Source organism: Eggerthia catenaformis OT 569 = DSM 20559 (assembly GCF_000340375.1).
In the GTDB taxonomy this organism is placed as follows: Bacteria; Bacillota_I; Bacilli_A; order Erysipelotrichales; family Coprobacillaceae; genus Eggerthia; species Eggerthia catenaformis.
Genome location: NZ_KB446647.1, coordinates 296,075 through 322,065, shown reverse-complemented (window position 1 = coordinate 322,065; position 25,991 = coordinate 296,075). Strand labels below are relative to the sequence as shown.

General features: G+C 31.3%; 24 protein-coding genes. 22 read left to right on the top strand and 2 right to left on the bottom strand.

The features are described 5' to 3' along the window. The first annotated feature begins 86 nt into the window (after positions 1-86). The 8 genes from HMPREF9943_RS04070 (at position 87) to HMPREF9943_RS04035 (ending at position 9,028) form a co-directional block, all read left to right on the top strand. The gene (locus tag HMPREF9943_RS04070) at positions 87-1,622 is read left to right on the top strand and encodes an ABC transporter ATP-binding protein (protein WP_040402594.1); all 1,536 of its coding nucleotides are present in this window, start codon (positions 87-89) and stop codon (positions 1,620-1,622) included. Then, positions 1,612-2,712 carry an ABC transporter permease gene (locus HMPREF9943_RS04065; protein ID WP_004802277.1) on the top strand — a complete coding sequence of 367 codons (1,101 nt, stop codon included), beginning with the start codon at positions 1,612-1,614 and terminating at the stop codon, positions 2,710-2,712. Before HMPREF9943_RS04070 ends, HMPREF9943_RS04065 begins: the two co-directional genes overlap by 11 nt. Positions 2,713-2,715: 3 nt before the next feature. Further along, a complete protein-coding gene (locus tag HMPREF9943_RS04060) occupies positions 2,716-3,678 on the top strand; it encodes an ABC transporter permease (RefSeq protein WP_004802275.1) in 963 nt (320 codons plus the stop codon). Between the two features lie 78 nt (positions 3,679-3,756). Next, positions 3,757-5,022 carry an EF-P 5-aminopentanol modification-associated protein YfmF gene (gene yfmF / locus HMPREF9943_RS04055; protein WP_004802273.1) on the top strand — a complete coding sequence of 422 codons (1,266 nt, stop codon included), beginning with the start codon at positions 3,757-3,759 and terminating at the stop codon, positions 5,020-5,022. Then, a complete protein-coding gene (gene yfmH / locus HMPREF9943_RS04050; RefSeq protein ID WP_004802270.1) occupies positions 5,015-6,310 on the top strand; it encodes an EF-P 5-aminopentanol modification-associated protein YfmH in 1,296 nt (431 codons plus the stop codon). Before yfmF ends, yfmH begins: the two co-directional genes overlap by 8 nt. Before the next feature lie 193 nt (positions 6,311-6,503). Continuing rightward, positions 6,504-6,725, top strand: a complete 222-nt coding sequence (locus HMPREF9943_RS04045; RefSeq protein WP_004802268.1) for a DUF896 domain-containing protein — start codon at positions 6,504-6,506, stop codon at positions 6,723-6,725. A gap of 67 nt (positions 6,726-6,792) precedes the next feature. Further along, positions 6,793-8,766, top strand: coding sequence for a transketolase (gene tkt, locus HMPREF9943_RS04040; protein ID WP_004802267.1), 1,974 nt, complete (start codon positions 6,793-6,795; stop codon positions 8,764-8,766). A gap of 55 nt (positions 8,767-8,821) precedes the next feature. After that, on the top strand, positions 8,822-9,028 hold the full coding sequence (locus HMPREF9943_RS04035; protein ID WP_004802265.1) for a YneF family protein: 207 nt from the start codon (positions 8,822-8,824) through the stop codon (positions 9,026-9,028). Positions 9,029-9,086: 58 nt separating this feature from the next. Here HMPREF9943_RS04035 and plsY read toward each other — a convergent pair whose 3' ends face one another. Continuing rightward, positions 9,087-9,695, bottom strand: a complete 609-nt coding sequence (plsY, locus tag HMPREF9943_RS04030; RefSeq protein WP_004802263.1) for a glycerol-3-phosphate 1-O-acyltransferase PlsY — start codon at positions 9,693-9,695, stop codon at positions 9,087-9,089. 164 nt (positions 9,696-9,859) lie between these two features. On the opposite strand from plsY, the gene parE reads away from it, so the two are divergent. The 10 genes from parE (at position 9,860) to HMPREF9943_RS03980 (ending at position 21,375) form a co-directional block, all read left to right on the top strand. After that, positions 9,860-11,827: a DNA topoisomerase IV subunit B gene (gene parE / locus HMPREF9943_RS04025; RefSeq protein WP_004802261.1), complete on the top strand. Its 1,968-nt coding sequence runs from the start codon at positions 9,860-9,862 to the stop codon at positions 11,825-11,827. Positions 11,828-11,836: 9 nt separating this feature from the next. Continuing rightward, positions 11,837-14,464 (top strand): DNA topoisomerase IV subunit A, encoded by a 2,628-nt coding sequence (parC, locus tag HMPREF9943_RS04020; protein WP_004802259.1) that lies wholly within the window; start codon positions 11,837-11,839, stop codon positions 14,462-14,464. Between the two features lie 16 nt (positions 14,465-14,480). Next, the gene (gene yqeH, locus HMPREF9943_RS04015) at positions 14,481-15,560 is read left to right on the top strand and encodes a ribosome biogenesis GTPase YqeH (protein WP_004802256.1); all 1,080 of its coding nucleotides are present in this window, start codon (positions 14,481-14,483) and stop codon (positions 15,558-15,560) included. 1 nt (position 15,561) lies between these two features. Then, entirely contained in the window at positions 15,562-15,849 is a 288-nt protein-coding gene (gene yhbY / locus HMPREF9943_RS04010) for a ribosome assembly RNA-binding protein YhbY (RefSeq protein ID WP_004802255.1), read from the top strand. Continuing rightward, positions 15,846-16,931 (top strand): nicotinate-nucleotide adenylyltransferase, encoded by a 1,086-nt coding sequence (locus HMPREF9943_RS04005; RefSeq protein WP_004802253.1) that lies wholly within the window; start codon positions 15,846-15,848, stop codon positions 16,929-16,931. Before yhbY ends, HMPREF9943_RS04005 begins: the two co-directional genes overlap by 4 nt. Before the next feature lie 4 nt (positions 16,932-16,935). Further along, positions 16,936-17,283 carry a ribosome silencing factor gene (gene rsfS / locus HMPREF9943_RS04000; protein WP_004802252.1) on the top strand — a complete coding sequence of 116 codons (348 nt, stop codon included), beginning with the start codon at positions 16,936-16,938 and terminating at the stop codon, positions 17,281-17,283. Next, positions 17,280-17,990, top strand: a complete 711-nt coding sequence (locus HMPREF9943_RS03995; protein ID WP_004802250.1) for a class I SAM-dependent DNA methyltransferase — start codon at positions 17,280-17,282, stop codon at positions 17,988-17,990. Before rsfS ends, HMPREF9943_RS03995 begins: the two co-directional genes overlap by 4 nt. Before the next feature lies 1 nt (position 17,991). Further along, positions 17,992-18,681 (top strand): 5'-methylthioadenosine/adenosylhomocysteine nucleosidase, encoded by a 690-nt coding sequence (locus HMPREF9943_RS03990; RefSeq protein WP_004802249.1) that lies wholly within the window; start codon positions 17,992-17,994, stop codon positions 18,679-18,681. Further along, a complete protein-coding gene (locus tag HMPREF9943_RS03985) occupies positions 18,678-20,969 on the top strand; it encodes a U32 family peptidase (RefSeq protein WP_004802247.1) in 2,292 nt (763 codons plus the stop codon). Before HMPREF9943_RS03990 ends, HMPREF9943_RS03985 begins: the two co-directional genes overlap by 4 nt. Positions 20,970-21,042: 73 nt before the next feature. Then, positions 21,043-21,375, top strand: coding sequence for a helix-turn-helix domain-containing protein (locus HMPREF9943_RS03980; RefSeq protein ID WP_026624266.1), 333 nt, complete (start codon positions 21,043-21,045; stop codon positions 21,373-21,375). 28 nt (positions 21,376-21,403) lie between these two features. Here the strand turns inward: HMPREF9943_RS03980 and HMPREF9943_RS03975 are convergent, their stop codons facing one another. After that, the gene (locus tag HMPREF9943_RS03975; protein WP_004802243.1) at positions 21,404-21,958 is read right to left on the bottom strand and encodes a metallophosphoesterase family protein; all 555 of its coding nucleotides are present in this window, start codon (positions 21,956-21,958) and stop codon (positions 21,404-21,406) included. 130 nt (positions 21,959-22,088) lie between these two features. On the opposite strand from HMPREF9943_RS03975, the gene HMPREF9943_RS03970 reads away from it, so the two are divergent. The 4 genes from HMPREF9943_RS03970 to HMPREF9943_RS03955 all read left to right on the top strand — a co-directional run bounded on the left by HMPREF9943_RS03970 (position 22,089) and on the right by HMPREF9943_RS03955 (position 25,963). Continuing rightward, positions 22,089-22,403 (top strand): PTS sugar transporter subunit IIB, encoded by a 315-nt coding sequence (locus tag HMPREF9943_RS03970; protein WP_004802241.1) that lies wholly within the window; start codon positions 22,089-22,091, stop codon positions 22,401-22,403. Between the two features lie 96 nt (positions 22,404-22,499). Further along, positions 22,500-22,772, top strand: a complete 273-nt coding sequence (locus HMPREF9943_RS03965; RefSeq protein WP_004802239.1) for an ACT domain-containing protein — start codon at positions 22,500-22,502, stop codon at positions 22,770-22,772. Between the two features lie 9 nt (positions 22,773-22,781). Further along, positions 22,782-24,146, top strand: coding sequence for a PFL family protein (locus HMPREF9943_RS03960; protein ID WP_004802237.1), 1,365 nt, complete (start codon positions 22,782-22,784; stop codon positions 24,144-24,146). A 119-nt stretch (positions 24,147-24,265) separates the two neighbouring features. Continuing rightward, entirely contained in the window at positions 24,266-25,963 is a 1,698-nt protein-coding gene (locus HMPREF9943_RS03955; protein ID WP_004802236.1) for a GNAT family N-acetyltransferase, read from the top strand. Positions 25,964-25,991: the final 28 nt, after the last annotated feature.

The following is a 25,991-nucleotide window of genomic DNA, read 5'->3' as shown; positions in this document are numbered from 1 at the left end:
ATATATTAAAATTCTATAATTTTATGAAAGAATGTTTTGTAAACAGAGGATTTATAGTATAATAAAAAGGAAAGGGGTTGGAAATAGTGTCATATGCTATTGAAATGCTTAATATCACGAAAGAATTTCCCGGTATTAAAGCAAATGACAATATCACTCTTCAAGTAAAGAAGGGTGAAATTCATGCACTTTTAGGTGAGAATGGTGCTGGAAAGTCTACATTAATGAGTGTACTGTTTGGTCTTTATCAACCTGATGAGGGTCAAATTAAGATTAATGGAAATGCTGTTAAGATTAATGATCCGAATGATGCAAATAAATATAATATTGGAATGGTACATCAACATTTTAAATTAGTACACAATTTTACTGTATTGGAGAATATTATTCTTGGTATTGAAGAAAAAGGAGCTTTTGGTATTCTAAAAAGAGATAATGCTCGTAAAAAGGTTGTTGAGCTTTCTACAAAATATCATTTGAATGTTGATCCTGATGCAATTATTGAAAATATTACTGTGGGTATGCAGCAGCGTGTTGAAATATTAAAAATGCTTTTTAGAGATAATGATATTCTTATTTTTGATGAACCAACTGCTGTTTTGACTCCTCAGGAAATTGATGAACTGATGCAAATTATGAAAAAATTAAAGAATGAAGGAAAATCAATTATTTTCATTACTCACAAACTTAATGAAATTAAGGCTGTAGCTGATCGTTGTACAATTATTCGTAAAGGGAAATATGTTGATACGGTTGATATAGCTGATGTAACAAAAGAGCAACTGTCTGAAAAAATGGTAGGGCATAAAGTTAATTTTATTGTTGATAAAACTGATGCTAATCCCGGTGATACAGTATTAAAGGTAGATCATCTGACTTATCATCCTAAAACAGCTAATAAAGCCTTATTAAATGATATTTCTTTTGAAGTAAGAAAAGGAGAAATTGTTTGTATTGCCGGTATTGATGGTAACGGACAGACTGAGCTTATATATAATCTGACAGGTTTAAAAACGCCTACTAGTGGAAAAATTTTATTGAATGATCAGAATATTACAAAAAAGTCTATTAGAAGCCGTAATGATTCCGGTATGAAATGTATTCCTGAAGATAGACATAAGCATGGTCTTGTTTTGGATTATTCTTTGATGGAAAATCTTAATTTAAAACAGTATTATAAAGAACCGTTTTCTAAAAATAATTTATTAAAATTTGATCAGATGAATGAATATGCAGAAAAGCTGATTGAACAATATGATGTACGTAGCGGAGAGGGTGCTAAATCATCAGCACGAGGTATGTCCGGCGGAAATCAGCAAAAAGCTATTGTTGCCAGAGAAATAGAGGCGGAAGGAGATTTACTGATTGCTGTGCAGCCTACTAGAGGATTAGATGTAGGAGCTATTGAATTTATTCATAAGAGAATTATTGCAGCCAGAGATGCTGGTAATGCTGTTTTATTAATTTCACTGGAATTAGATGAAGTTATGAATGTTAGTGATAGAATTCTTGTCATTTATGAAGGTGAGATTGTAGGTGATCTTGATCCTAAACAAACAAATATACAAGAATTAGGTTTATATATGGCCGGTTCAAAGAGAGGTACACAGTATGAAAAATAAATTTGCTGAGCTGCTGCATAAAGAAAGTGTAAATTCTTTTGTTGCCTCATTAATTGCAATTTTCTTCGGTTTACTGTTTGGTGTTCTTATTATTTTTATTTCATTTCCACAAGGTGCTTTGGAATGCTTTGGCATTTTACTCGCTGGAGGTTTTTATAAAGGTCTGGAATCATTATCAATGGTATTCTATACTGCTACACCAATTATGCTGACAGGTCTTTGTATTGCGTTTGCCTATAAATGTGGTGAATTTAATATTGGAGTACCGGGACAATATTTAGTGGGTTCATTTGTAGCTATGTTTATTGCGATTAGATGTACTTTTATTCCTGCTCCTCTTACATGGCTTGCTGCTGTTATTGCTGCCGGTCTTGCCGGTATGGTATGGGCATTGATCCCTGGTATTTTAAAGGCATATCGTAATGTTAATGTAGTTATTTCAGGAATTATGATGAATTATATTGGCTTGCTGCTGGTTATTCAGGGGATTAAGAGTACTATTTATAATTCAGAAGGTGCTGAGTCAATGACGGTAGAACAATCTCGCAGCCTGCCGCGTACTTTTATAGATGATTTTTTTACATCTGATGCAGAACTTCGCTTTTTTGTTGGAATAATTATTGCGGTTTTATTATGTGTATTGGCATGGTTTATTATGAATAAGACAGTATTCGGATATGAATTAAAAGCTTGCGGATTTAATAAAGAAGCTGCTAAATATGCTGGAATGAATGAAAAAAGATGTATTATTATGTCAATTGCTATTGCAGGGTTCTTTGCCGGAGTAGGTGGAGCACTGCCATATTTATCAGGTGCCGGACGTAAACTTCAGATTGTTGAGAAATTACCTGCTGAAGGTTTCAATGGTATTCCAATCGCATTACTTGGATTTTCTAACCCTATTGGATGTATCTTTGCCGCTTTGTTTATCGGTTATTTAAATGTTGGTGGCAATTATCTTCAGTCTTTAAATGTTCCAATTGAAGTTATTGATGTTATTGTTGCTATTATTATCTATTTTGCTTCATTTACTTTACTTATTAAGACAATATTGAATAAAAAAGCAAAATCTGTTAAAGGAGGTAAATAAATAATGCATATCATTTATTTCTTGTTTTCTCAGACATTATTATTTGCTATCCCATTACTGATTGTAGCATTAGGCGGCATGTTTTCTGAACGAAGCGGTGTTGTCAATCTGGCTCTTGAAGGTATCATGGTTATGGGAGGTTTTGGTGGTATTCTCTTTATGCATCATATGCAAAATGCGATGATTCTTAGTGGTACGCCTTTATTGCTTGCATCACTTCTTGTTGCCGGGATAGTAGGCTTGATTTTCTCATTACTTCATTCATTTGCTGCTATTCATTTAAAAGCGGATCAGACAATTTCCGGTACTGCTTTAAATATGTTAGGTCCTGCATTAGCTATTTTTGTTGCTAAAACTCTTCAGGACGGAGTACAGAACATTACTTTTGAAAATGAATTTAGAATTGCATCAATTCCGATATTATCTAAAATTCCTTTTATTGGTCCAATGTTTTTTGAAAATTTTTATCTCACAACTTTTTTAGGAATAATCATCTTGCTTATTTCGTGGTATGTATTGATAAAAACTAAATTAGGTCTTCATATCAGATCATGTGGTGAGAATCCTCAGGCTGCTGATGCTGCCGGTATCAGTGTTTATAAGATTAGATATATTGGCGTATCTATTTCCGGATTTTTAGCCGGTATAGGAGGCTTAGTTTATATTCTTCCAATTTCTACTGAATTCACCGGAACTGTTGCCGGCTATGGTTTCTTGGCATTAGCAGTTATGATTTTTGGTAACTGGACTCCATGGAGAATTGCCGGTGCATCTTTCTTCTTTGGTATTACTAAAACATTGGCTTATACTTATGGCTCTATTCCATTTCTGGCTTCTTTATCACTTCCAGATACAGTTTATAAGCTCATTCCTTACGTTGCTACGCTTGTTTTACTGGCATTTACTTCTAAACATTCAGCAGCTCCATTAGCTGATGGTATTCCTTATGATAAATCTAAACGATAAGAGTCGCAATGCGACTCTTTTTAAGTCTTTTACTTTTTAAATTATATAGATTATTATATAATAACTAGGGAGGATTTTATGAAAACAGATTATCAAGTGAATGGATATACTTTACATGTAATTCCATCAGATAAATTTAAAGATATTACAATTTCAGTTTATTTCAAAAAGGACTTATCTAAAAAGAATAAAACTTTAAGAAGTATATTAGGCTTTGTGATGGCAGCAGCTACATCACATTATCCATCACAAAAACAATTAGCCGGCTATTTAGAAGAACTATATGGTGCTAATTTATCTGTCAATGTTATGACTAAAGGGCAAAGCGATATTATTTGCTTTAAAACAGTGGCAGTTAATCAGGAATATCTTCCTGATCATTCACCAATGCTTTTATCACAGATAAATCTTATAAAAGATGTTATTTTCAATCCTTTTGTAAAAAACAATAGTTTTGATCATACCTTAACAGAATTGAAGAAAAATGAAATAAAAGCCCGTATACAAGCCTCACTGGATGATAAAGTTACCTATTCAGCAAATCAGCTATTTTCCTTAATGGGACATGGAACACCATTAGAAATATCTTCTACAGGCTATTTGGAAGATATTGAATCTATTACAGAAAAAGATCTTTATGAAGCCTATATAGATATGATTCATAATGATGAAAAACATGTTTATATAGCCGGTCATATTAAAGAAGAGGATATTGCTTTATTTAATACTCTTTCATTTCCTCAGTCAAAGCCTCAGCTTTTAAGCTGTTATCATTTTAAAAGTACACATAAAGATTTTGTAGAAATTATTGAAAAACAAAATATTATCCAATCAAAGCTTAATCTTGGGTATCAAACTGATACTTATTTCTTAGATGATGATAATGAAGCTATGACAGTGTTTTCTGATTTGTTGGGTGGTTATTCACAATCAAGACTTTTCTTAAATATACGTGAGAAAAACAGTCTTTGCTATTATATTAATAGCATCTATGATCCATATCATGGTGTTATGAGTATTTCCAGTGGAATTGAAATGGAGAACTATCAGAAAGTAAAAGAACTGATTAATTATGAGATTAATGAATTAAGAAAGGGACATTTTTCAAAAGAAGAATTAGAAATGACTAAGATGATGATTATATCTTCACTTGCTAAAGCTTATGATTCTATACCTTATCTTATTTCTCTTGCATTTAATAGAGATATCATCAGAAAAAAACAGTCAATAGAAGACTATATAGAAGTAATAAACAAAGTTAAAAAAGAAGATATTCAAAGATGTGCAGAAAAAATCAGATTGGATACAGTTTATTTTTTAACAAGAAAGGAATTCCATGGATAAAATATATTACTCAGATATTAAAGAAACACTTTATCATGAAAAAATGAAAAATGGTCTTGAGGTGTTTTTAATGCCTAAAGATAATTTTAATAAGACATATGGTCTTTTTACTACTGATTTTGGATCAATAGACAGATCATTTATACCTTTAGGAAAAGAAAATATGATTACTGTACCAGATGGAGTTGCTCATTTTCTAGAACATAAGATGTTTGATCTGAAAAATGGAGATGCTTCAGAAGAATTTGCTAAATTGGGAGCATCAAGTAATGCTTATACTTCTAATGTACGCACTTCTTATTTGTTTTCTACAACACAAAATGAAAATGAATGTACAGAACTTCTTCTTGATTTTGTTCAAGAACTGAATGTTACAGAAGAATCAGTTGAAAAAGAAAAGGGCATTATTATTCAGGAAATAGGTATGTATGATGATAATCCTGATTGGCAGTCTTACTTTGGAGCAATCAAAAATCTGTATCATCAACACCCTGTAAAAATAGATATTGCCGGTACTGCTGATACAGTTAGAAAAATTGATAAGACTATTTTATATGATTGCTATCGTACATTCTATCAGCCAAGTAATATGGTCTTATTCATAGCAGGACATATTCAACCTGATAAGTTAATGGATATTATTAGAGATAATCAGGATAAGAAATCTTTTGTTTCCATGCCGCTGGTGACAAGAGGTGATTATCAGGAAGATAAAAGTGTTTTTTGTAGAAGAGAAGTCAAATATATGGATGTATCGGCAAGTAAGGTTTCTATTGCTTTAAAAATTAATGATATACCATCTAATATTCAAGACAGATTAAACAGAGAACTTGCTTTTACTATCTTACTGGATATGTTATTTAGCAAATCAAGTGATATAAGAGAAGAATGGACTCTAAGAGAGTTAATTAATGATTCATTTGATGTTACATTTATACAAGAGAGAGATTATTCTTTATTTTTTATGTCTAGTGATACTGAAAAGACTAATGAATTAGAAGAAGTTTTTCATCAATTTATTAAAAATATGAAAGATTATTCTGCTGATCCGGTTATATTTGAAAGAATGAAAAAGAAAAATATAGGAATGATTATTCAGGCATTTAATTCACCTGAAACAATTGCTTCATTATTCAGCAGATATTATTTTGAGGGAATTAATGCTTTTGATTTGATATCTTTAATTAATAATTTAGATATTAAAGAAATTAGAAAGATATCAAATTTATTTGATGATGATTTAACTTCGACTTTTCTTATCATCCCGGAGGGTAAGAATATTGACTAAAGTAAATGCTATGATATAATGTGGATGACCTAAGAGTATATGCATTTCCTACATATTTGATAAGGGAATCTGATAATTATCATTTGTGTTGAAGACCTATTTAATTAGGGATCCTAATAATGATGATAAGATACCCACCTGTATATACAACAGGGATAGTCAAGTCTCTTAGGTCATTTTTAAGGAGCTTATTATGAATCAAGAAATGGATTTATTAATTAAAGAAATTAATTTTTTAGCTAATAAAAAGAAAACTGAAGGTCTGACTGATGAAGAATTGGTAAAACAGAAAGCTTTACGTGATAAGTATATTGAGAATTTCAGAAAAGGATTTCGTCAGGAACTTGAACATATCCGGGTGATTGATTCTCAAGGAAATGATGTAACTCCAAGAAAGATGAGAAAAGTGAATTAAGAGGTGTTCATAGCACCTTTTTTATGTTATTCTATGAAAGAATGCTATATAGGGGGAAATTATAAGAATGGATACAAATTTATCAATAGCGACCATTAGATCACTTGGTATTGATATGATTAATAAAGCTAAATCAGGACATCCGGGTATGGTATTAGGATCTGCACCCGCACTTTATACACTTTTTACTAAACAGCTTGCAGTGAATCCGCAATTACCGGATTGGCAGAATAGGGATCGCTTTGTATTAGCAAGTGGACATGCTAGTGCGTTATTGTATAGTTTATTGCATCTTTCCGGTTATGATTTAAGTATAGAAGATTTAAAGCAATTTAGGCAGTGGAGAAGCAAAACTCCGGGACATCCTGAATATAAATTAACACCCGGTGTTGATGCTGCTTCCGGGCCATTAGGGCAAGGTATTCCAATGGCTATTGGAATGGCTATGGCTGAAAAGTTCCTTGCTGAAAAATTCAATAAAGAAGATCTCCAAATTGTTGATCATTACACTTATGCACTTTGTGGTGATGGCGATATGCAAGAAGGTGTTACATACGAAGCATCATCACTTGCTGGACACTTATCTTTAGGAAAATTAATTATTATTTATGATGCTAATGATGTAACGTTAGATGGACCATTAAGCTATTCTTTTTCAGAAAATGTTAAACAGCGGTATTTAGCTATGAACTGGCAGGTTATTGAAGTTGCTGATGGAAATGATACTAATAGTCTTGCTAAAGCCCTTAAGAAAGCAAAAAAAGAGATATATAAGCCTACAATCATTATTATGAAAACTATTATCGGCTATGGATCATCTAATCAGGGTACTAATAAAGTCCACGGCAATCCCTTAGGAGATAAAGATGGAAAACAGACAAAATTAAATTATCATTTTGATTATGAAAATTTTTATGTTCCTGATGAAGTTTATAATGATTTTAAAAAGAATGTTTTTAATAGAGGAAAACGCCAATATAAAAAATGGGTTACTCTTTTAGAACAATATAAAAATACATATCCTAACGATTATGAAAGTTATAAAAAAGCTATTAATGGGGAGTACCATTTGGATTATTCTGAACTGTTGTCTGAATATGATATTTCCAGCTGTGAAGCAACAAGAGATACAAGCAGGAAAGTTATTCAATATACTGCTAAGCAGAATCCTACTTTTTTATCAGGAACTGCTGATTTAGCATCTTCAACAAAGACTTTGATTGATGGAGAAGATCGTTATTCGCCCGAAAATTATCAAGGCAGAAACCTTTATTTTGGTATCAGAGAATTTGCTATGGTTTCAATCATGAATGGATTAACTTTACATAAAGGAATTAAAGTATCTGCCGGTGGTTTTTTAGTGTTCAGTGATTATTTTAAGCCGGCTTTGCGTATGGCTTGTTTAATGAAACTTCCTATTATCTTACCGTTATCCCATGATTCAATTGCGGTTGGAGAAGATGGCTCAACTCATCAGCCTGTAGAACAACTGGCAATGCTGCGTTCAATGGTTAATATGCATGTTTTTAGACCGGCTGATGCTAATGAATTAATGGCTTGTTGGAAAATAGCCTTAGAAACAAAAGATAGTCCTAGTGCTCTTATTCTAACTCGCCAGAAAGTCGATAATATTACTCAGGCTACTTATGAACAGGTTTTAACAGGAGCTTATGTTGTTTCTTATGAAAAAGAAACATTAGATGGAATTATTATAGCTACAGGATCTGAAGTCAGTCTTGCCTTAAAAGCACAAAAAGAGCTTTATTATAAAGGTAAGGATGTAAGAATTGTATCTATGCCATGTAATGAACTCTTTGATTTACAATCTGATGATTATAAAGAATCAGTATTACCATCCCAGTGTCGCAGACGCTTATCAGTTGAGATGGCCAGTGACTTTGGCTGGAGCAAATATGTAGGATTGGATGGCTTATCATTATCTGTTAATACTTTTGGAGCATCTGCTCCAGCAGATATTATTATTAAAAATTACGGATTTACTGTTGAAAATGTTGTAAATACTTATTTAAAACTTAAATAAGATGACAATTAAAAAGAAGTTTGATATAATTCTAATATTACTGGAGGTGTAAGTAATGGAAATAGCTGGATATATTATTTGTACCATCATTGGAGCAATTGTTGGCTTTTTCTTAGCTCGTTATAACTTTAAGAAAAATCTGAAAAAGAATCCGCCAATTAATGAAAAAATGATTCGTGCAATGTTTAGGGAAATGGGACGTAAACCAAGTGAAGTACAAATCAATAGAATTATGAAAAGTATTAATGATCAGTATAAATAAAGCTATCTGTCTCTATTTATGCATCAAAATAAAAAACCAAGTATATTGCTTGGTTTTTTTAAAGCCATGAAACTTTATTTTCAGTTTTATTTTTTATTCGTTCTATATTACTGCGATGCTTATAAACAATCAATAAAACGATACATAAGTTTGTAAATATGCCAGAAAGGCTATATCCAATAAATGGTGAAGCAATTAGAATCGCAATAGAACCTAAAATTGACGAAAGCGAAACATATTTGCTGATCTTTAAAGTTATCATAAAAACACAAACACCGATAATAAAACCAATCCAGTTTGTATATAAAGCATAAGCTATTGCACTGGAAACTCCTTTGCCGCCTTTAAAACCGGCAAATATAGGATAACAGTGCCCAAGAATACAAATAAATGCACAAGGGTATATAATATCAGGATTAATATTGAAATGTGATGCAATCATTTTTACTATTGCGATTGCTACAATACATTTGCTGGCATCTAGTAATATAACAGAAAAACCTGCTTTTTTACCCAATACTCTGCCGGCATTAGTGCCTCCTAAATTTCCGGATCCTTTCTCTCTGACATCTGTATGATAAAATAACTTGCCTATAACTAAAGCAAAGGGAACTGACCCATACAAATAACTTAAGAGAAAGCAAACAATGGTTATTAGTATATTCATAAGCTCACCTCATTTAAAAATTATACATGACTTTTTAATATTTGCATAGTTTCTCATATGAATTTTTTAAGAAAATAAATAGTATCAGATATTTCTAAATGATTATATCTTCAACTTTTATTAAAAACATGATAAAATAAGGAGTCATTAAGGAGTGTGAAAGAATGTCAAATAATCATTATGATGAATCAGATATACAAATACTAAAAGGTCTAGAAGCAGTCAGAAAAAGACCGGGAATGTATATTGGTTCTACTGATCATCGTGGATTACATCATTTAGTATGGGAAATTGTAGATAATTCTATTGATGAAGCTATTGCCGGATATGGTAAAAAGATTACAGTCACTTTACATAAAGATAATAGCGTGACTGTTACTGATGAAGGACGTGGTATGCCAACAGGTATTAATGCAGAAACAGGAAAACCTACTACTGAAGTTATTTTAACTGTTTTACATGCAGGCGGAAAATTTTCTGCTGAAGGCGGTTATAAGACATCAGGAGGTCTGCATGGAGTAGGGTCTTCTGTTGTAAATGCATTAAGTGAATTACTGGAAGTAATAGTTTATCGTGATGGTGAAATACACTATCAGAAATTTGAAAAGGGAGCTACACAGATAAGCAAGCTAAAGAAGCTTGGTAAAACAAATAAAACAGGAACTACTATTCATTTTCTTCCTGATAAAAGTATTTTTAATAAGATTAATTTTAACTTTTCCACAATAAGTGAACGATTAAGAGAAGATGCTTTTCTGCTTAAAGGGATTACAATGGAGCTTATTGATGAGAGAACAAAGCCTGAAAGAAAAGAAAGTTATTTTTATGATAATGGTTTAGAAGCTTTTATTGAATGGATTAATAATGATAAAAAAGCTATTTCTAAGGTTATTAATATTGATGATACAAGCAAAGAAATTGAAGTGGAATTGGCTTTGCAGTTTACTGATGGGTATCAGGAGAATATTGTTTCTTTTGTTAATCTGGTAAGAACTAATGATGGGGGAACTCATGAAATGGGATTTAAGTCCGGATTAACAAAGGTTTTTAATGAATATGCAAGAAAATATAATTTTTTAAAAACAAAGGATAAGAATCTTGAAGGAACAGATGTTAGGGAAGGCTTAACAGCAATCATATCTGTTAAAATACCTGAACAGTATCTCCAGTTTGAAGGTCAGACAAAATCAAAGCTTGGATCTCCTATTGCTCGTAACATATTAGAAAATGTGACTCAGGAGCGTATTAATTATTATTTAGAGGAAAACAAAGCTGAAGCAGAAGAGCTTATTAAGAAAATGATTAAAGCTGCCGGAGCTAGAAATGCTGCCAGAAAAGCAAGAGAGTTGGCAAGAACCGGTAAGTCTAAAAGGGAAAAGCAAATTCTTTCAGGTAAACTTGCTCCAGCACAGTCTAAAAACAAGCATAAAAATGAACTATACCTGGTAGAGGGAGATTCTGCCGGCGGAAGTGCAAAACAGGGTAGAGATCGTAGATTTCAGGCTATTTTGCCTTTAAGAGGTAAAGTTGTTAATACTGAAAGAGCCAGTATGGCAGACATTATAAAGAATGAAGAAATTGCAACCATGATTAATACTATTAATGCCGGATATGGCAGTGATTTTAATGCTGATGATTCTGCTTATGATAAGGTTATTATTATGACTGATGCTGATACTGACGGTGCACATATTCAGATTCTTCTTTTAACTTTTTTTTATCGTTATATGAAAGGACTTATTCAGTCAGGTAAGGTTTATATTGCAATGCCGCCTCTTTATAAGGTTTCAAAACGAGAGGGTAAGAAAAACAAGATTATTTATTGTTGGGATGAATCAGAATTAGAATCAGCTAAAAGAAAAGCAGGTCGTGGCTATTCTATCCAAAGATATAAAGGTTTAGGTGAAATGAATGCAGATCAGTTATGGGAAACAACTATGAATCCTGAAACAAGAACATTGATTCAGGTTACTATTGAAGATGCTGCTCTTGTTGAAAGAAGAGTCTCTGTTTTGATGGGTGATAAAGTTGAACCTAGAAGAGAATGGATAGAAGATAATGTTCAATTCTCTTTAGAAGATGATTTTGATTCATTTACTATGGATCAGAAAGATTTAATAAGACATACATAGGAGGAAATAATGGAAGAAAATAAAGATAAAATACTCATTATGTCTTTAGATGATATAATGGGAGACCGTTTTGGCCGCTATTCAAAATATATTATCCAAGACCGTGCACTTCCTGATGTCAGAGATGGCTTAAAGCCTGTACAAAGACGTATTCTTTATGCTATGTATAAAGAAGGGAATCTTCCCGGTAAGCCATATCGTAAATCTGCTAAGACTGTGGGTAATGTTATTGGTAATTACCATCCACATGGAGACAGTTCAGTTTATGAAGCAATGGTAAGACTTTCCCAGGAATGGAAAATGCGTATGCCGCTTATTGATATGCAAGGTAATAACGGTTCTATTGATAATGATCCGGCCGCTGCAATGCGTTATACAGAAGCACGTCTTGCTCCGATCTCACTGGAATTGCTTAAAGATATAGATAAAGAAACAGTTCTTGAAACATTAAATTTTGATGATACTGAATATGAGCCTACTGTATTGCCGGCAAAATTTCCTCATCTACTTGTAAATGGTGCAACAGGCATATCAGCCGGATATGCTACAGATATACCTCCACACAACTTAGAAGAGGTTATTGATGCAACAATACATCGTATCAAACATCCGCACTGTTCTTTTGAAGAATTAACCGGTTTTATCAAAGGCCCGGATTTTCCTACCGGTGCTATTGCAGAAGGAAAAAAAGATATTCTTAATGCCTTAAAAACAGGTAAAGGTAAAGTGACTGTTAGAAGTAAAACAGAAATTATTCAGGAAAAGAGCATAAATAAGATTGTTATTAGTGAAATACCTTATGAAGTCAATAAAGCTGAGCTTGTCCGTAAAATTGATGAAATTAGATTTAATAAAGATATTGATGGTATTATTGAAGTCAGAGACGAGAGTGACCGTTCCGGATTAAGAATTGTTATTGATTTAAAGAAAGATGTAGATACTGTTAATACCTTGAATTATTTCTTTAAAAATACAGAACTGCAAAAGAATTATAATTACAATATGGTTGCTATCAAAGATAAAAGACCTGAGTTAATGGGAATTGAAAAGATCCTTGATGGTTATATTGATCATGCTATCGAAGTTGTTACTAAGAGATCCCAGTTTGATCTTAATAAAGCAAGAAATAGAGAACATATTGTAGAGGGACTAATTCATGCTGTCAGTATATTAGATGAAGTTGTTTATACAATAAGACATTCTCATGACAAAGCTGATGCAAAGATAAATCTGCAAAATAAATATCAGTTTAGTGAAAAGCAATCCGAAGCTATTGTAATGCTCCAGTTATATCGACTAACAAATACTGATATTGTTGCATTACAGGAAGAATTGAAGTCTTTACAGGAAACAATTGAAACACTTGTCAATATTCTTAATAATGAAAAAGTCTTAAGATCAGTTATTATCAATGAGTTAAAAGAATTAAAGAAGGCTTTTCCTTCACCAAGACTTACTGAGATAAAAGATTCCATCACTGATACTTCTATTAATGAACAGGCTATGATTATTGCAGAAGATTGCTATGTAACAGTTACAAGAGATGGCTATATTAAAAAAGTTTCTGAGCGAAGCTATAAAGCAAGTGAAGATAATACATTTGGTAAGAAAGATGATGATTATATGGTTTCATTGCATAAAGCTGTAACTCTGAATACCTTATTAGTATTTACTGATGCCGGTAATTATTGTTTTATTCCTGTTTATAAGCTTGAAGAATTTAAATGGAAAGAATTAGGTAAGCATATTAGCTATCTGGTTAAAATGGGCAATGATGAAAAAGTTATCAGTACTGTTCTTATTAAAGATTTTAATGTTCCTTATTATATTATCATTGCGACAAAAGATGGACAGATTAAACGTGTCTTATTAAAAGATTTTGAAGTTTCAAGATATTCTAAGGCTTATAAATGCATTAATCTTAAAAAAGAGGATAGAGTAGTTGATATTGCCTATACAAAAGGGCATAATGGTCTTGTATTAGGAACAAAAGCCGGTTATGCAACGCTGTTTAGCGAAGAAGAAGTAAGTGTTATGGGATTAAAGGCGAGTGGCGTAAAAGCTATGAATATTAAGAATGATGAGCTTGCTTATATGTGCTGTTTTGATCCATCAGTTGATGAATCCTTGCTTTTATTTACAAAGCCGGCCGGTATAAAGCGAATTCATGTAGGAGATATCCCGGCGGCTAAAAGAGGTGCTAGAGGTATTATTGTCTGTAAAAAGCCAAAAACAAAGGAACAGATTGTTATAAAAGGTATCGTTGCTCATACGAAAGATCAGCTCACTCTCTATAGTAATCAGGAACCTCTCAATCTTTATGCTAGAGATTATTCTTTTACCGGCACTGCCAATCGTGTGAGTACAATTAAAGGACTAAATAGTGAAATTGATTATATTTATTATGCTAATGAACAGATTATAGGTTCAGATGATAAGGAAAATGATAAAGAAAATAAAGAGCCGGTTATTGACATGAATGTAGAAGATCATAATTTATTTGATGAACTTAATTATTCTAATGATAATAAGGAAACAAGACAACCTTATCAAGAAGAAACACATCATAAAATAAAGAAAATAAAAGAATTTAAAACAATTACTTTAGAAGATCTTTTAGACGATGATGAATTTTAAAAAGGAGCATTTAGTAATGAAAGAAATTAAATGTTATGGATGTGGAGCTATTATTCAGACTAACAGTCCTAAAGAGCCCGGCTATTTGCCGGAAAAAGCATTTAATAATGAACGAGTACTCTGTCAAAGATGTTTTAAACTTATGCATTACCATACAAAGATAGAAACATCAGCAGAAAGTATTGACTTTGTTAAAATTCTTTCTCAGATAGGGCAAAAGGATGCTTTAGTTGTTTATATAGTTGATTTATTTGATCTTTATGGCTCAATGATTCCCGGATTTATGAGACATGTAGGCTTTAATGATGTTTTAGTACTTGCTAATAAAAGAGATGTGCTGCCAAAATCATTAAAAGATGACAAATTAGAGCGTTATGTAAGACGGCAGTTGAAAAAAGAATCTATTAAACCTTTAGATGTTATCATAACAAGTGCTAAGAAAAATTATAATTATGATCTTATTTATGAATCTATAAATGAATTGAGAAAAGGTCGAGATGTCTATGTTACCGGAACTACAAATGTAGGTAAATCAAGCTTTATAAATGGATTATTAAAGCATTATGGAGGAATAAAAGGATTTATTACTGTCAGTGAATTTCCCGGAACAACTTTAGGAATGATTAAAATTCCATTAGATGAGAATAGTGCAATTTATGATACACCGGGTATTATTAATAATCATCAGATGACATCACGAGTAACTCATAAAGATTTAGTTAAAATTATTCCTCAAAGTGAAATTCGTCCTGTTACTTTTCAGCTTTCGGGAAATCAGACATTATATTTTGGAGCTTTAGCCAGATTGGATTATTTAGGAGATAAAGGTTCATTTACCTGCTATTTCAGTAAAAATCTTCCTATTCATAGAACAAAGCTTGAAAATGCTGATAATCTTTATAATCGTCATATGGAATTAAAAATAGGTATTGATATTAGTAAAATAGAAGATTTTGAAACAATCAGCTATATGGTAAAAGAACCATGTGAAATTGTGATTTCCGGCTTAGGGTTTATTTCAGTAAATGCTTTAGGAATCATTAAAATACATGTTCCTGTCGGTATCGATGTTATTATGAGGGAGAGAATGATTTAATATGCTAACAAATAAACAGAAAAAATATTTAAGAAGTGAGGCACATTCACTTAATCCTATTTTTCAGATAGGGAAAGATGGTACAAGTACTAAACAGATTAATTCTATTAATGATGCATTAAAGGTTAAAGAATTAATTAAAGTAAAACTTCTTGGGACATGTCCGCAAAGTATAAATGAAGTCAGTATTGATATATGCTCAAAAACAAGAGCTGAAGTTGTTCATATTATTGGACATACTATTATTTTATACAAACAATCAGAAAAAAGGATTTACAAGCTGCCATGAAAATAGGGTTATTTGGCGGAAGTTTTGATCCTATTCACAAAGGACATATTGCTCTCGCAAAGAAAGCCATTGAAACACTTTCTTTAGATTCTTTCTGGTTTATTCCTGCTAAGAATAATCCTTGGAAAGAAAATAAAATTGCTGATGATGAAGACCGGATAAAAATGATTGAAATCGCAATTAAGAATTTAAATAAAGTGAAAGTATCAAGAATTGAACTTGATTCAAATGATAAAAAGAATTATACCATTGATACAATAAAAAAATTACTTGTTCTTTATCCAGATAATAAATACTTTTATTTGATTGGTATGGATCAGGTTTGTGCTTTTAATTACTGGAAATCGGCAGAACAGTTTCCATCCCTTGTTCAGCTTGTAGCGTTTAATAGAGGGGGATATCCTAAAAAACATCCTAATCTTGATAAATATCATTTTATTAAGATTGAAAATATTCTTATATTAGCTAGTTCTACTGAAGCAAGGGAAGGTAATCTTGAAATACTTGATCAGGAGGTTCTTCGCTATATTTCTTCTCATGGTCTTTATTTAGATACAATGATTGAAAAAAGAATGAAGAAAAAAAGATATGAACATTCTTTAAGTGTTGCTGCTCTTACGAAAGAATTTGCCTTGTTTAACCATGTCGATCCACTTAAAGGATATATTGCAGGTATATTGCATGATGTTGCTAAAGAAATGGATATGGATCTGGCAAGAGAAATGATGAAAGCCTATTATCCTAATCATCTCCATACCTCACCTGCAATATGGCATCAATGGCTGTCAAGTTATATTGCCAAATATGAATTTCTTATTGATGATCAGGAGATATTAAAAGCAATAGAGGATCATACAACTGCTTCATGTGATATGTCTGTATTAGGAAAATGTCTTTATTGTGCTGATAAGCTTGATCCTTTAAGAGGATATGATTCATCAAAGCAGATAGAAATCTGTAAAAAAGATATTCATGAAGGTTTTAGAAATGCTCTTATAGAGTTTTATGATTTTTCAAAGAAAAAGAACAGGAAAATAGATTCTATTTTCTTTGATGTTTATAACAAATATGTGAAGGAGTGAAAAAATGGATAAATTAGAATGTATTGTTAGAGCTATGGATGATAAAATGGCAACGAATATAGTTGCGATCGATATGCGGGAAGCAAGTCCGATGTTTGATACTTTTGTTTTATGTACTGCCAATAATGTTCGATTGCTTCAAGCTATTAGAGAAAGCATAGAAGATTCCTGCGCTTTAAACGGCTTTGAAATCAAACAGATAGAGGGATTAAGAAATTCTAAATGGATTTTAATAGACTGCGGTGATGTTGTTTGTCATATTTTTGAGGATGAAGAACGCAATAATTATGGTTTAGAAAAACTATGGAGCGATATGCCGCGTATTAATATTGAGGGATATTTATCTAAATGAGTTATCAGCAATTTGCTTATTACTATGATTCATTGATGGATCCACAGTTCTATAACGATTATGAAGATTTTATTCTTAAGCATACTGATGCTGACTTCTTTCTTGAATTAGGCTGTGGTACCGGTGAAATTGCAATCAGACTGCTCAAAAAAGAAAAGTCTATCTTAGCAACTGATTTAAGTGAAGATATGCTTTATATAGCCAGCGAGAAAGCATCTAGTGAAGGATTATGTTTAGATGTTCAGCAAGCTGATATGATTGATTTTCAAGTCACTCATCCGGTGGATTGTGTACTTTGCTTGTGTGATTCGCTTAATTATATTATTGATAAGAATGATATAATTAAGGTTTTTTCCAATGTTTACCAGGCATTGAAACCCAAAGGAATATTTATTTTTGATATTAATAGTATGTATAAATGTAATATTATATTAGATAATTACCATGAAGAATCACATGATGAGGATTATGATTTTTATTGGGATGTTACTAGTAATAATAGAGGAGATATTTATCATCATATCATTATTAATGATCTTGAGAATAACGAACAAATAGATGAAATTCATCATCAGAAAACATATGAATTAGATATTTATAAAAGTTTATTAGATAATACTGGCTTTACTTATGAAATATTCAGTGATTTTGATAAGTATAATGAAGAATCAGAAAGACTGATATTTGTCTGTAGAAAAGGGGAATAGTATGATAGGAATTATTGGGGCAATGGAACAGGAAGTTGATCAACTGTTATCATTAATGAAAGTTACTGAAGATAGTTATGATTGCGGCTATCATTTTTATAAAGGATTAATGGCAGATAAGGATGTTGTAGTTGTTCAAGGAGGTATTGGAAAAGTTAATGCCAGTTTATCTGTTGCCATTCTTTTAAAAGATTATCCAATAGATTATGTCATTAATATTGGATCAGCCGGAGGATTGAAAGAACAAGAAAATATTGGTGATATTGTTATTGGAGAAAAAGTTATTCATCACGATTTTGATCTAACCGGATTCGGCCGTCCAATAGGACAAGTCCCTGATATGCCTCACTATTTTGAAGCAGATTCAAAGATGATAGAATTAGCTCATCAGATACTTGAAAAGAATAATCAGAAAGCATTTATTGGTGTCATTGCATCTGGGGATCAGTTTGTCTATCGGGAAGATCAAGTTCATTCTATTTTAAAGAATATTCCTGATGCTTTATGTACTGAAATGGAAGCAGCCAGTATTGCTCAGATTTGCTTTATTTTTAAGAAGCCTTTTCTTATTACCAGAGGTATTAGTGATGTTTACAATAAAGGCAGCAACTCTATTCAATTTGATCAGTATTTGGAAAAAGCTTCCCGTTCGTCTGCACTTATGTGTTATGAGATGGTTAAAGCATTATGAGTATAGAATTATTAGCACCGGCCGGAGATTTTGATTCATTAAAAGCTGCTATTGAAAATGGTGCAAATGCTATATATCTTGGATCAAAGCTCTTTAGTGCACGTGCTTTCGCAAAAAATTTTTCCTTATCTGAAATTAAAGAAGCTATTGATTACGCTCATCTTAGAGATGTGCGTATTTTTGTGACAATCAATGTCCTTTATAATGATCAGGATCTTCCTGAACTTATTAAATTGTTAGATGCACTATATGAATATCAAACGGATGCTTTACTGATCGCTGATATAGGATTGTTAAAGCTGGTCAGACATAGATATCCTGATTTTGAAATTCATGTATCTACCCAAATGACTATTCATTCTTTAGAAGCCGTTCATTATTTTGAAAGCCTTGGAGTTAAGAGAATTGTTTTAAGCAGAGAAAATACTATTGAAGAAATTAAATATATATGTAGTCATACAAGTCTTGAAATAGAAGTATTTGCACACGGAGCTCTATGTGTCTCTTATTCAGGACAATGTCTAATGAGTAGCATGATAGGGCATAGAAGCGGTAATAAAGGAGCCTGTGCCCAGCCATGCCGTCTGCCATATCAGCTAGAAGAAGATCAGACTCTTATTGATGACTATTCTTTTCTTTTATCACCAAAAGACTTATGTACGATAGATAATATAGCAGAATATATTAAAGCAGAGGTAACATCTCTTAAACTGGAAGGACGTATGAAAAAACCTGAATATGTAGCTGCTATTACCAAAGCTTATCGCAAGGCAATTGATCATTTAATTAAGAATACACCTAATTATAATGATGAAGATATCTATGACATGAAACAAATGTTTAATAGAAAATATACCTCCGGTTTTCCTTTTCATGATCAGACAATTATTGATACTTCATTTTCCGGCAATAGAGGAATAGCAATCGGTAAAGTGACCGGTTATTCTAAAATGAATCATCTGGTTCATATTAGATTAAATAAATCATTGAATCAGGGAGATTCTATTCGCTTTTTAGCAATTGATGCCGGTCGTCCAGTCAATAAAATGTATAAGAATGGTAAACTTGTGTCAAAGGGATATCCTAATGATCTCATTGATATTGAATTTGACATACCTGTTTATCAAGGTCAGGTAGTAAGAACTGTATCTTTAGAAACAATCAAAAAGTTAAATACAATAACCAAAGAAAAAAAATATAGATATATAGATATGTTCTTCGAAGCTTCTCTTAATAAACCTGCTAAACTTACTGCAAAAACAAACAAATATTGTTCTACCATTCAAAGTGATATTCTTATTGAATCTTCAAAAAATAATCCTACTTCACAGGAGCGTATAAAACAGCAATTATCTAAATTAGGAGGAACTATTTTTGGTCTATCAAATATTGATATTTATATTGAAGATAATCTGTTTATTCCTATTACTTTATTAAATAATTTAAGAAAAAAAGCTGTTAAAGATTTAGAAAATCAGATCCTTAATAACTGTATTCATAACAAAAAGATTAATAATGATATAATACTTAAAAATTATAAAAATAAGGAAAATGATATTTATGTTATAGTTTATCAGATAGAACAACTGAATACTGCTCTCAGCTATACAAATAATGTTTATTTCTACTATGATAAAAATATTGATGAAGCTATTTCTTTATTTAAAAAATATCAAACATCAGTTAAATTTTACCTGCCTCATATTAATAAAGATAATGATTTAAAGAAAATGAAAGCTGATATACGACTTAATGATGCATCATTAATAGTTAATGATTATGGGAGTTTAAATCTATTTAGTGATCATGACCTTATTTTAGGAACAAGTTTTAATATTACCAATTCATTAAGTGCTTCTGCATTTAATAGACCATTTATTGCTTCTTATGAAATAACACATGCAATAATTGAAAAAATAAGCAACCATAATAAAGTCATTATTCCTGTCTATGGAAAAACAGTTAATATGATTACAGAGCATTGTCTCATTTCCCAGCATTATTTTGGAAAGAAAGTGCCACACTGTCAAAAATGTAAAGGACACCAATATACTCTAATAGATAGAAAAAAAGAAAAATTTGATGTCCTAACTGATGAAAGATGTAGAAATCATATTTTGCATAACAGAGCAATTTATCTTCCTGAAATAAAGAAAGGAAATAGAGTTATTATTCTAACAAATGAAGATAATAATCAGACTCAAATGATTTTAGATCATTTCTTTTCTAATAGTTTAAAAGAACTCAAAAAATTTATTAATACAACAAGTGGATATTATAAAAAATAAGATTTTTTATAATATCCTAAATTGAATTATCAAAAAATACATGTTATAATGTGATACATAGGAGGAAATGATGATGGCTTTAGATATGGATTTAGCCCAGCGATTAAAAGCATATCGTAATTTCAAACACCTCACTCAGAAAGAAGTAGCAGTTCAGTTAAATGTCCCACACTCTGCTATATCAGATATTGAAAATGGTAAACGTGATGTAACAGTAGGGGAATTGCGTATTCTTTCTCATCTTTACGGTAGAAGCGTTGAAGAAATTATGAGTGGTAAGAAATACGATTATTACAATATTGCAAATATTGCTCGTTTATTATCTGAATTACCCGATGAAGATCTTAAAGAGGTAATGTTTATTATTGAATATAAACGAAAAAGACTTCAAGAAAATGAAGATTAGTTTTCTGTATAATAAAAGAATGTGAGATTCACATTCTTTTATTATACACTTTAACAAGTTCCTTAAACTCTTTTAGCATTTTTATGCCATCCGGTAAAACAATCTCATTGACAGGGTAGTGCTGAGTGTGATGATAATAAGTAACAGTTATCTGATTATTCTTTATATCCACAATTGCATAAGTTCCAAATCCATAGCTTCCTCTATTCATCATAGTACTGCCAGGATTAATAAAATGAATATTATCAATAACTGTATGACTGGCAACATGTGTATGTCCATGAAAACATATATTACAATGATGCTGTCCGGCTTTTTTTAACATATTATCATAACCTTCATAGACATGCTCTTTATGGCCATGAGTAATAAGAATATTGTCTTTGTAAACAATGTATGGAAAATCTTCATTGTCATGATTACCTCTAACAACAATATGATAATCCTTTAACAATAAATCATTTTTTCTTAAGGAAGAATCACCGCAATGTATAAGTAAATCAGTATGATTCTTATATCTTTCAGTAATTTCTTTAAAAATATCATTAAACATATGTGTATCACTTACAACTAGTATTTTCATGCTTTTCTCCCATTAATCATTTGTAAATTTATTATATCAAAAGAGTGATAAATTTGATAGGAAGTGTTTACATTATTAGTAAAAGTTGTTAGAATATGATTATAGAAATTAAAAAAAGGAGTAATAAGAAATGAAAACTATTTTATTAGTATGTTCAGCTGGTATGTCTACAAGTTTATTAGTAACTAAAATGGAAGCAGCAGCTAAAGAATTAGGTGAAGAAACTAAAATCTTTGCATTACCTTTCTCTGATGCACCAAGAGTATTAGAAGAAGTTGATTGTATTTTACTTGGCCCACAGGTAAGATTCCAGAAAACAGCAATCGAGAAATTAGCTGCTTCAAGAAAAGCAGGTCCAATCCCTGTTGATGTTATCGACATGAGAGATTACGGAACAATGAATGGTAAAGCTGTTCTTGCGAAAGCGTTAAAAATGTTAGGTTAAGATAATTTAGAAGAGGAGGTTCCATATGGAAACTCCTTTTTTTCTTTACTTATATTTGCTATAATATTGATACATTACAGATAGGAGCTGAAATTGATGGAAAAAGGTATTATTACAGTTGTAGGTAAAGATCAGGTAGGAATTATTGGTAAGGTATGCACTTTTTTAGCAGAAAAGAAAATTAATATTCTTGATATTTCTCAAACTATTATCCAAGGTTATTTTAATATGATGATGATAGTTGATACCTCTAATTCCGATACTTCTTTTAATAAGTTAACAGAGCAGATGAAGATATTAGGGGAAGATATAGGCGTAAAAATTCGTCTACAGCATGAAAATATATTTGAAAAAATGCATCGTTTATAGGAGAGAGTAATGATTAATATATTTGAAGTTTCTGAAACTAATAGAATGATAGAAGAAGAGAATCTTGATGTACGTACAATTACAGTCGGAATCAGTTTACTAGATTGCATTGATACAAATATAGATAATGTCTGTGATAATATTTATCATAAAATTACTAAAATTGCAAAAAACTTAGTTCCAACAGGAAAATCAATAGAAAAGAAATATGGTATTCCTATTGTCAATAAACGTATTTCTGTGACTCCGATTGGTACAATTGGAGCATCATGTGCACATAGTAAAGATGATTTTATTAAGATTGCTAAAACTTTAGATCGATGTGCAAAAGAATTAGATGTTAATTTTATTGGCGGCTATAGTGCGATTGTATCAAAAAGCATGACAAAGGCTGAAGAAATGCTTATTGAATCAATACCTGAAGCAATGAAACAGACTCATTTTGTCTGTTCAAGTATTAATGTAGGATCTACAAAAACAGGTATTAATATGAATGCAGTAAAAAAAATAGGTGAAATTATTAAAGAAACTGCTTATTTAACTGCAAATCAGGATTCTATCGGTTGTGCTAAATTTGTTGTGTTCTGTAATGCACCTGATGATAATCCTTTTATGGCCGGGGCATTTCATGGCATCAGTGAAGGTGACTGTATCATAAATGTAGGTGTCAGCGGTCCCGGTGTCATGCATAATGCAATTAAGCAATGTCAGGGAAAAAGCTTTGGTGAACTTTGTGAAACAATCAAGAAAACTGCTTTTAAAATCACAAGAGTTGGACAGCTGGTCGCTTTAGAAGCCAGCAAGATGCTGAATATTCCTTTTGGAATTATTGACTTGTCTTTAGCTCCCACTCCAGCAATAGGTGATTCTATTGCTGACTGTTTACAGTCAATGGGCTTAGAAAAAGTTGGTGCTCCAGGTACTACAGCTGCTCTTGCGATTTTGAATGATCAGGTAAAAAAAGGCGGTGTCATGGCTTCTAGCTATGTTGGCGGTCTTTCCGGAGCTTTTATTCCTGTTTCAGAAGACCAAGGAATGATTGATGCAGTTAATGCAGGTGCTCTCAGTATTGAAAAACTTGAAGCTATGACATGTGTATGTTCTGTCGGGTTAGATATGATTGCGATTCCGGGAGATACAAAAGCAACAACTATTTCCGGTATTATTGCTGATGAAATGGCTATAGGCATGATTAATCAAAAAACAACAGCTGTTCGTATTATTCCGGTTATCGGTAAAGAAGTAGGGGATATAGTTGAATTTGGTGGTCTTTTGGGTTACGCTCCTATCATGAATGTTAATAAATTTTCATGTGATGAATTTATAAACAGGGGAGGACGAATTCCTGCACCTATACATAGTTTTAAGAATTAAGGAGGTCTCATGACTTCCTTAATCTTTTTTAAATAAATGCATTTTTATTGAATCCTTAAAAAAGAGTAATTATAATAGCTAATATATGGATTGGAGGCATCCGGAATTTCCGGATAATTATGAAACAGCTACAATTAACTGATTATAATAAAATTAAAAAATATTTAGATATGGCTGATTATGAAGGCTATAATTCTAATTTTGTTACTATGATGATGTGGAATCATGAATATCATATTGAATATGAAATTCATGAACATTTCTGTATTATGCTACATAATTATAAAGGTATCAAATACTTTGCTATGCCTTTTACAACTCCTAAGTATTATCAGGAAGCTATGGACTATATGCTTTCTTATAGCCAGAAACATCATTTTACATTTATGATTGATTGTGCCGTTCCATCATTTATAAAAGAAATAAAGAAAATTTATGGTGACAGATTTATATTTGAACGTACTAGAGACTTTGATGATTATGTTTATGATAAAGATATGCTTAAAACTCTTTCAGGTAAAAAAATGCAAAAGAGAAGAAATCATTATAATAATTTCTTAAAAGAATATCCAAATCATCAGTATCGTTCTTTATCTATTGATTCAGATTTTGATTTAATACTTTCCTGTTTAAATAAATGGGAAACTGATAAGAATGCTAGTGAATCATTATCATCAGAAGTTTATGGAATTATGTTTTTATTGTCCAGTAATCATTTATTAGATATTAAAATAGGTGGTATATTTATTGATGATGATTTAAAAGCTTTTATTATTGCTTCACCACTAAATCATTCGACAATTCAGATACATGTAGAAAAAGCGGATAAAACTATCAGAGGATTATATCCTGCTATCTTAAAAGAATTTCTTGATCATGAATATTCTTCTTATCAATATGTGAATAGGGAAGAAGATATGGGCCTTCAAAATCTCAGAATATCAAAACAAAGACTTCATCCTTCCCATATGATAGAAAAATCAAGAGTCTTTTTTAACTCATCCTATATTAGATTAGCAAACAAGAATGATACAAATAAAATAAAAAAATTATGGTTTGATCATTTTGAAGATGAAGATTCATCATCCACTGAATATGTCTTTAATTATCAGTATAATCCTGAAAATACCTATGTTATTAGTTTTCATCATAAAATAATTAGCGCTTTACAGATTCATTCATTATCTGTCAGTGGTTATAAAGATTGTTATTTTATATACGGTGTTGTAACAGATCGGCCTTATCAAAATCAAGGATTAATGAAAAAGCTCATGAATAGAGTATTAGATGATTATAAAGATAAAAGATTATATCTTCAGGCTTATCATCCTGAAATCTATCAGTCATTTGGTTTTAAAGCTTCTCATACTCATCAGCTTATTCAGCTACAAAAATCAGAATATCGAAAAGAAAGCAATGCAATATTCGATAATAACTGTGATTATTTATCTATTTATATGGCATACTGTAAAGATTATAAAGAATATGGAATAAGAGATAAAAAATATTATCATGATCTTAAAATTCGCTTAGAAGCTTATCATGAGAATATTATAGGCTTTAAAAGTAATCATCAAGATATTGGCTATATGATTTATCATGAAACAGAAGAAGAGTTATATATTAGTGAATTTATTATATTAAGACAGTTAGAAGATATCCTTTCCTTAATTTCCAGTTCTTTTCATAAAGAGATTTTTATCGAATGTCAAAATGATTTAAATATCCATGTTAAAGTAAAAGAGATAACTGCTATGATGTGCAATCAAGAATCTCATACACCAATAAGCACTAGATTTATAAATGAAATATACTAAAAAAGAAAAACAGAAGTAATCATGATTA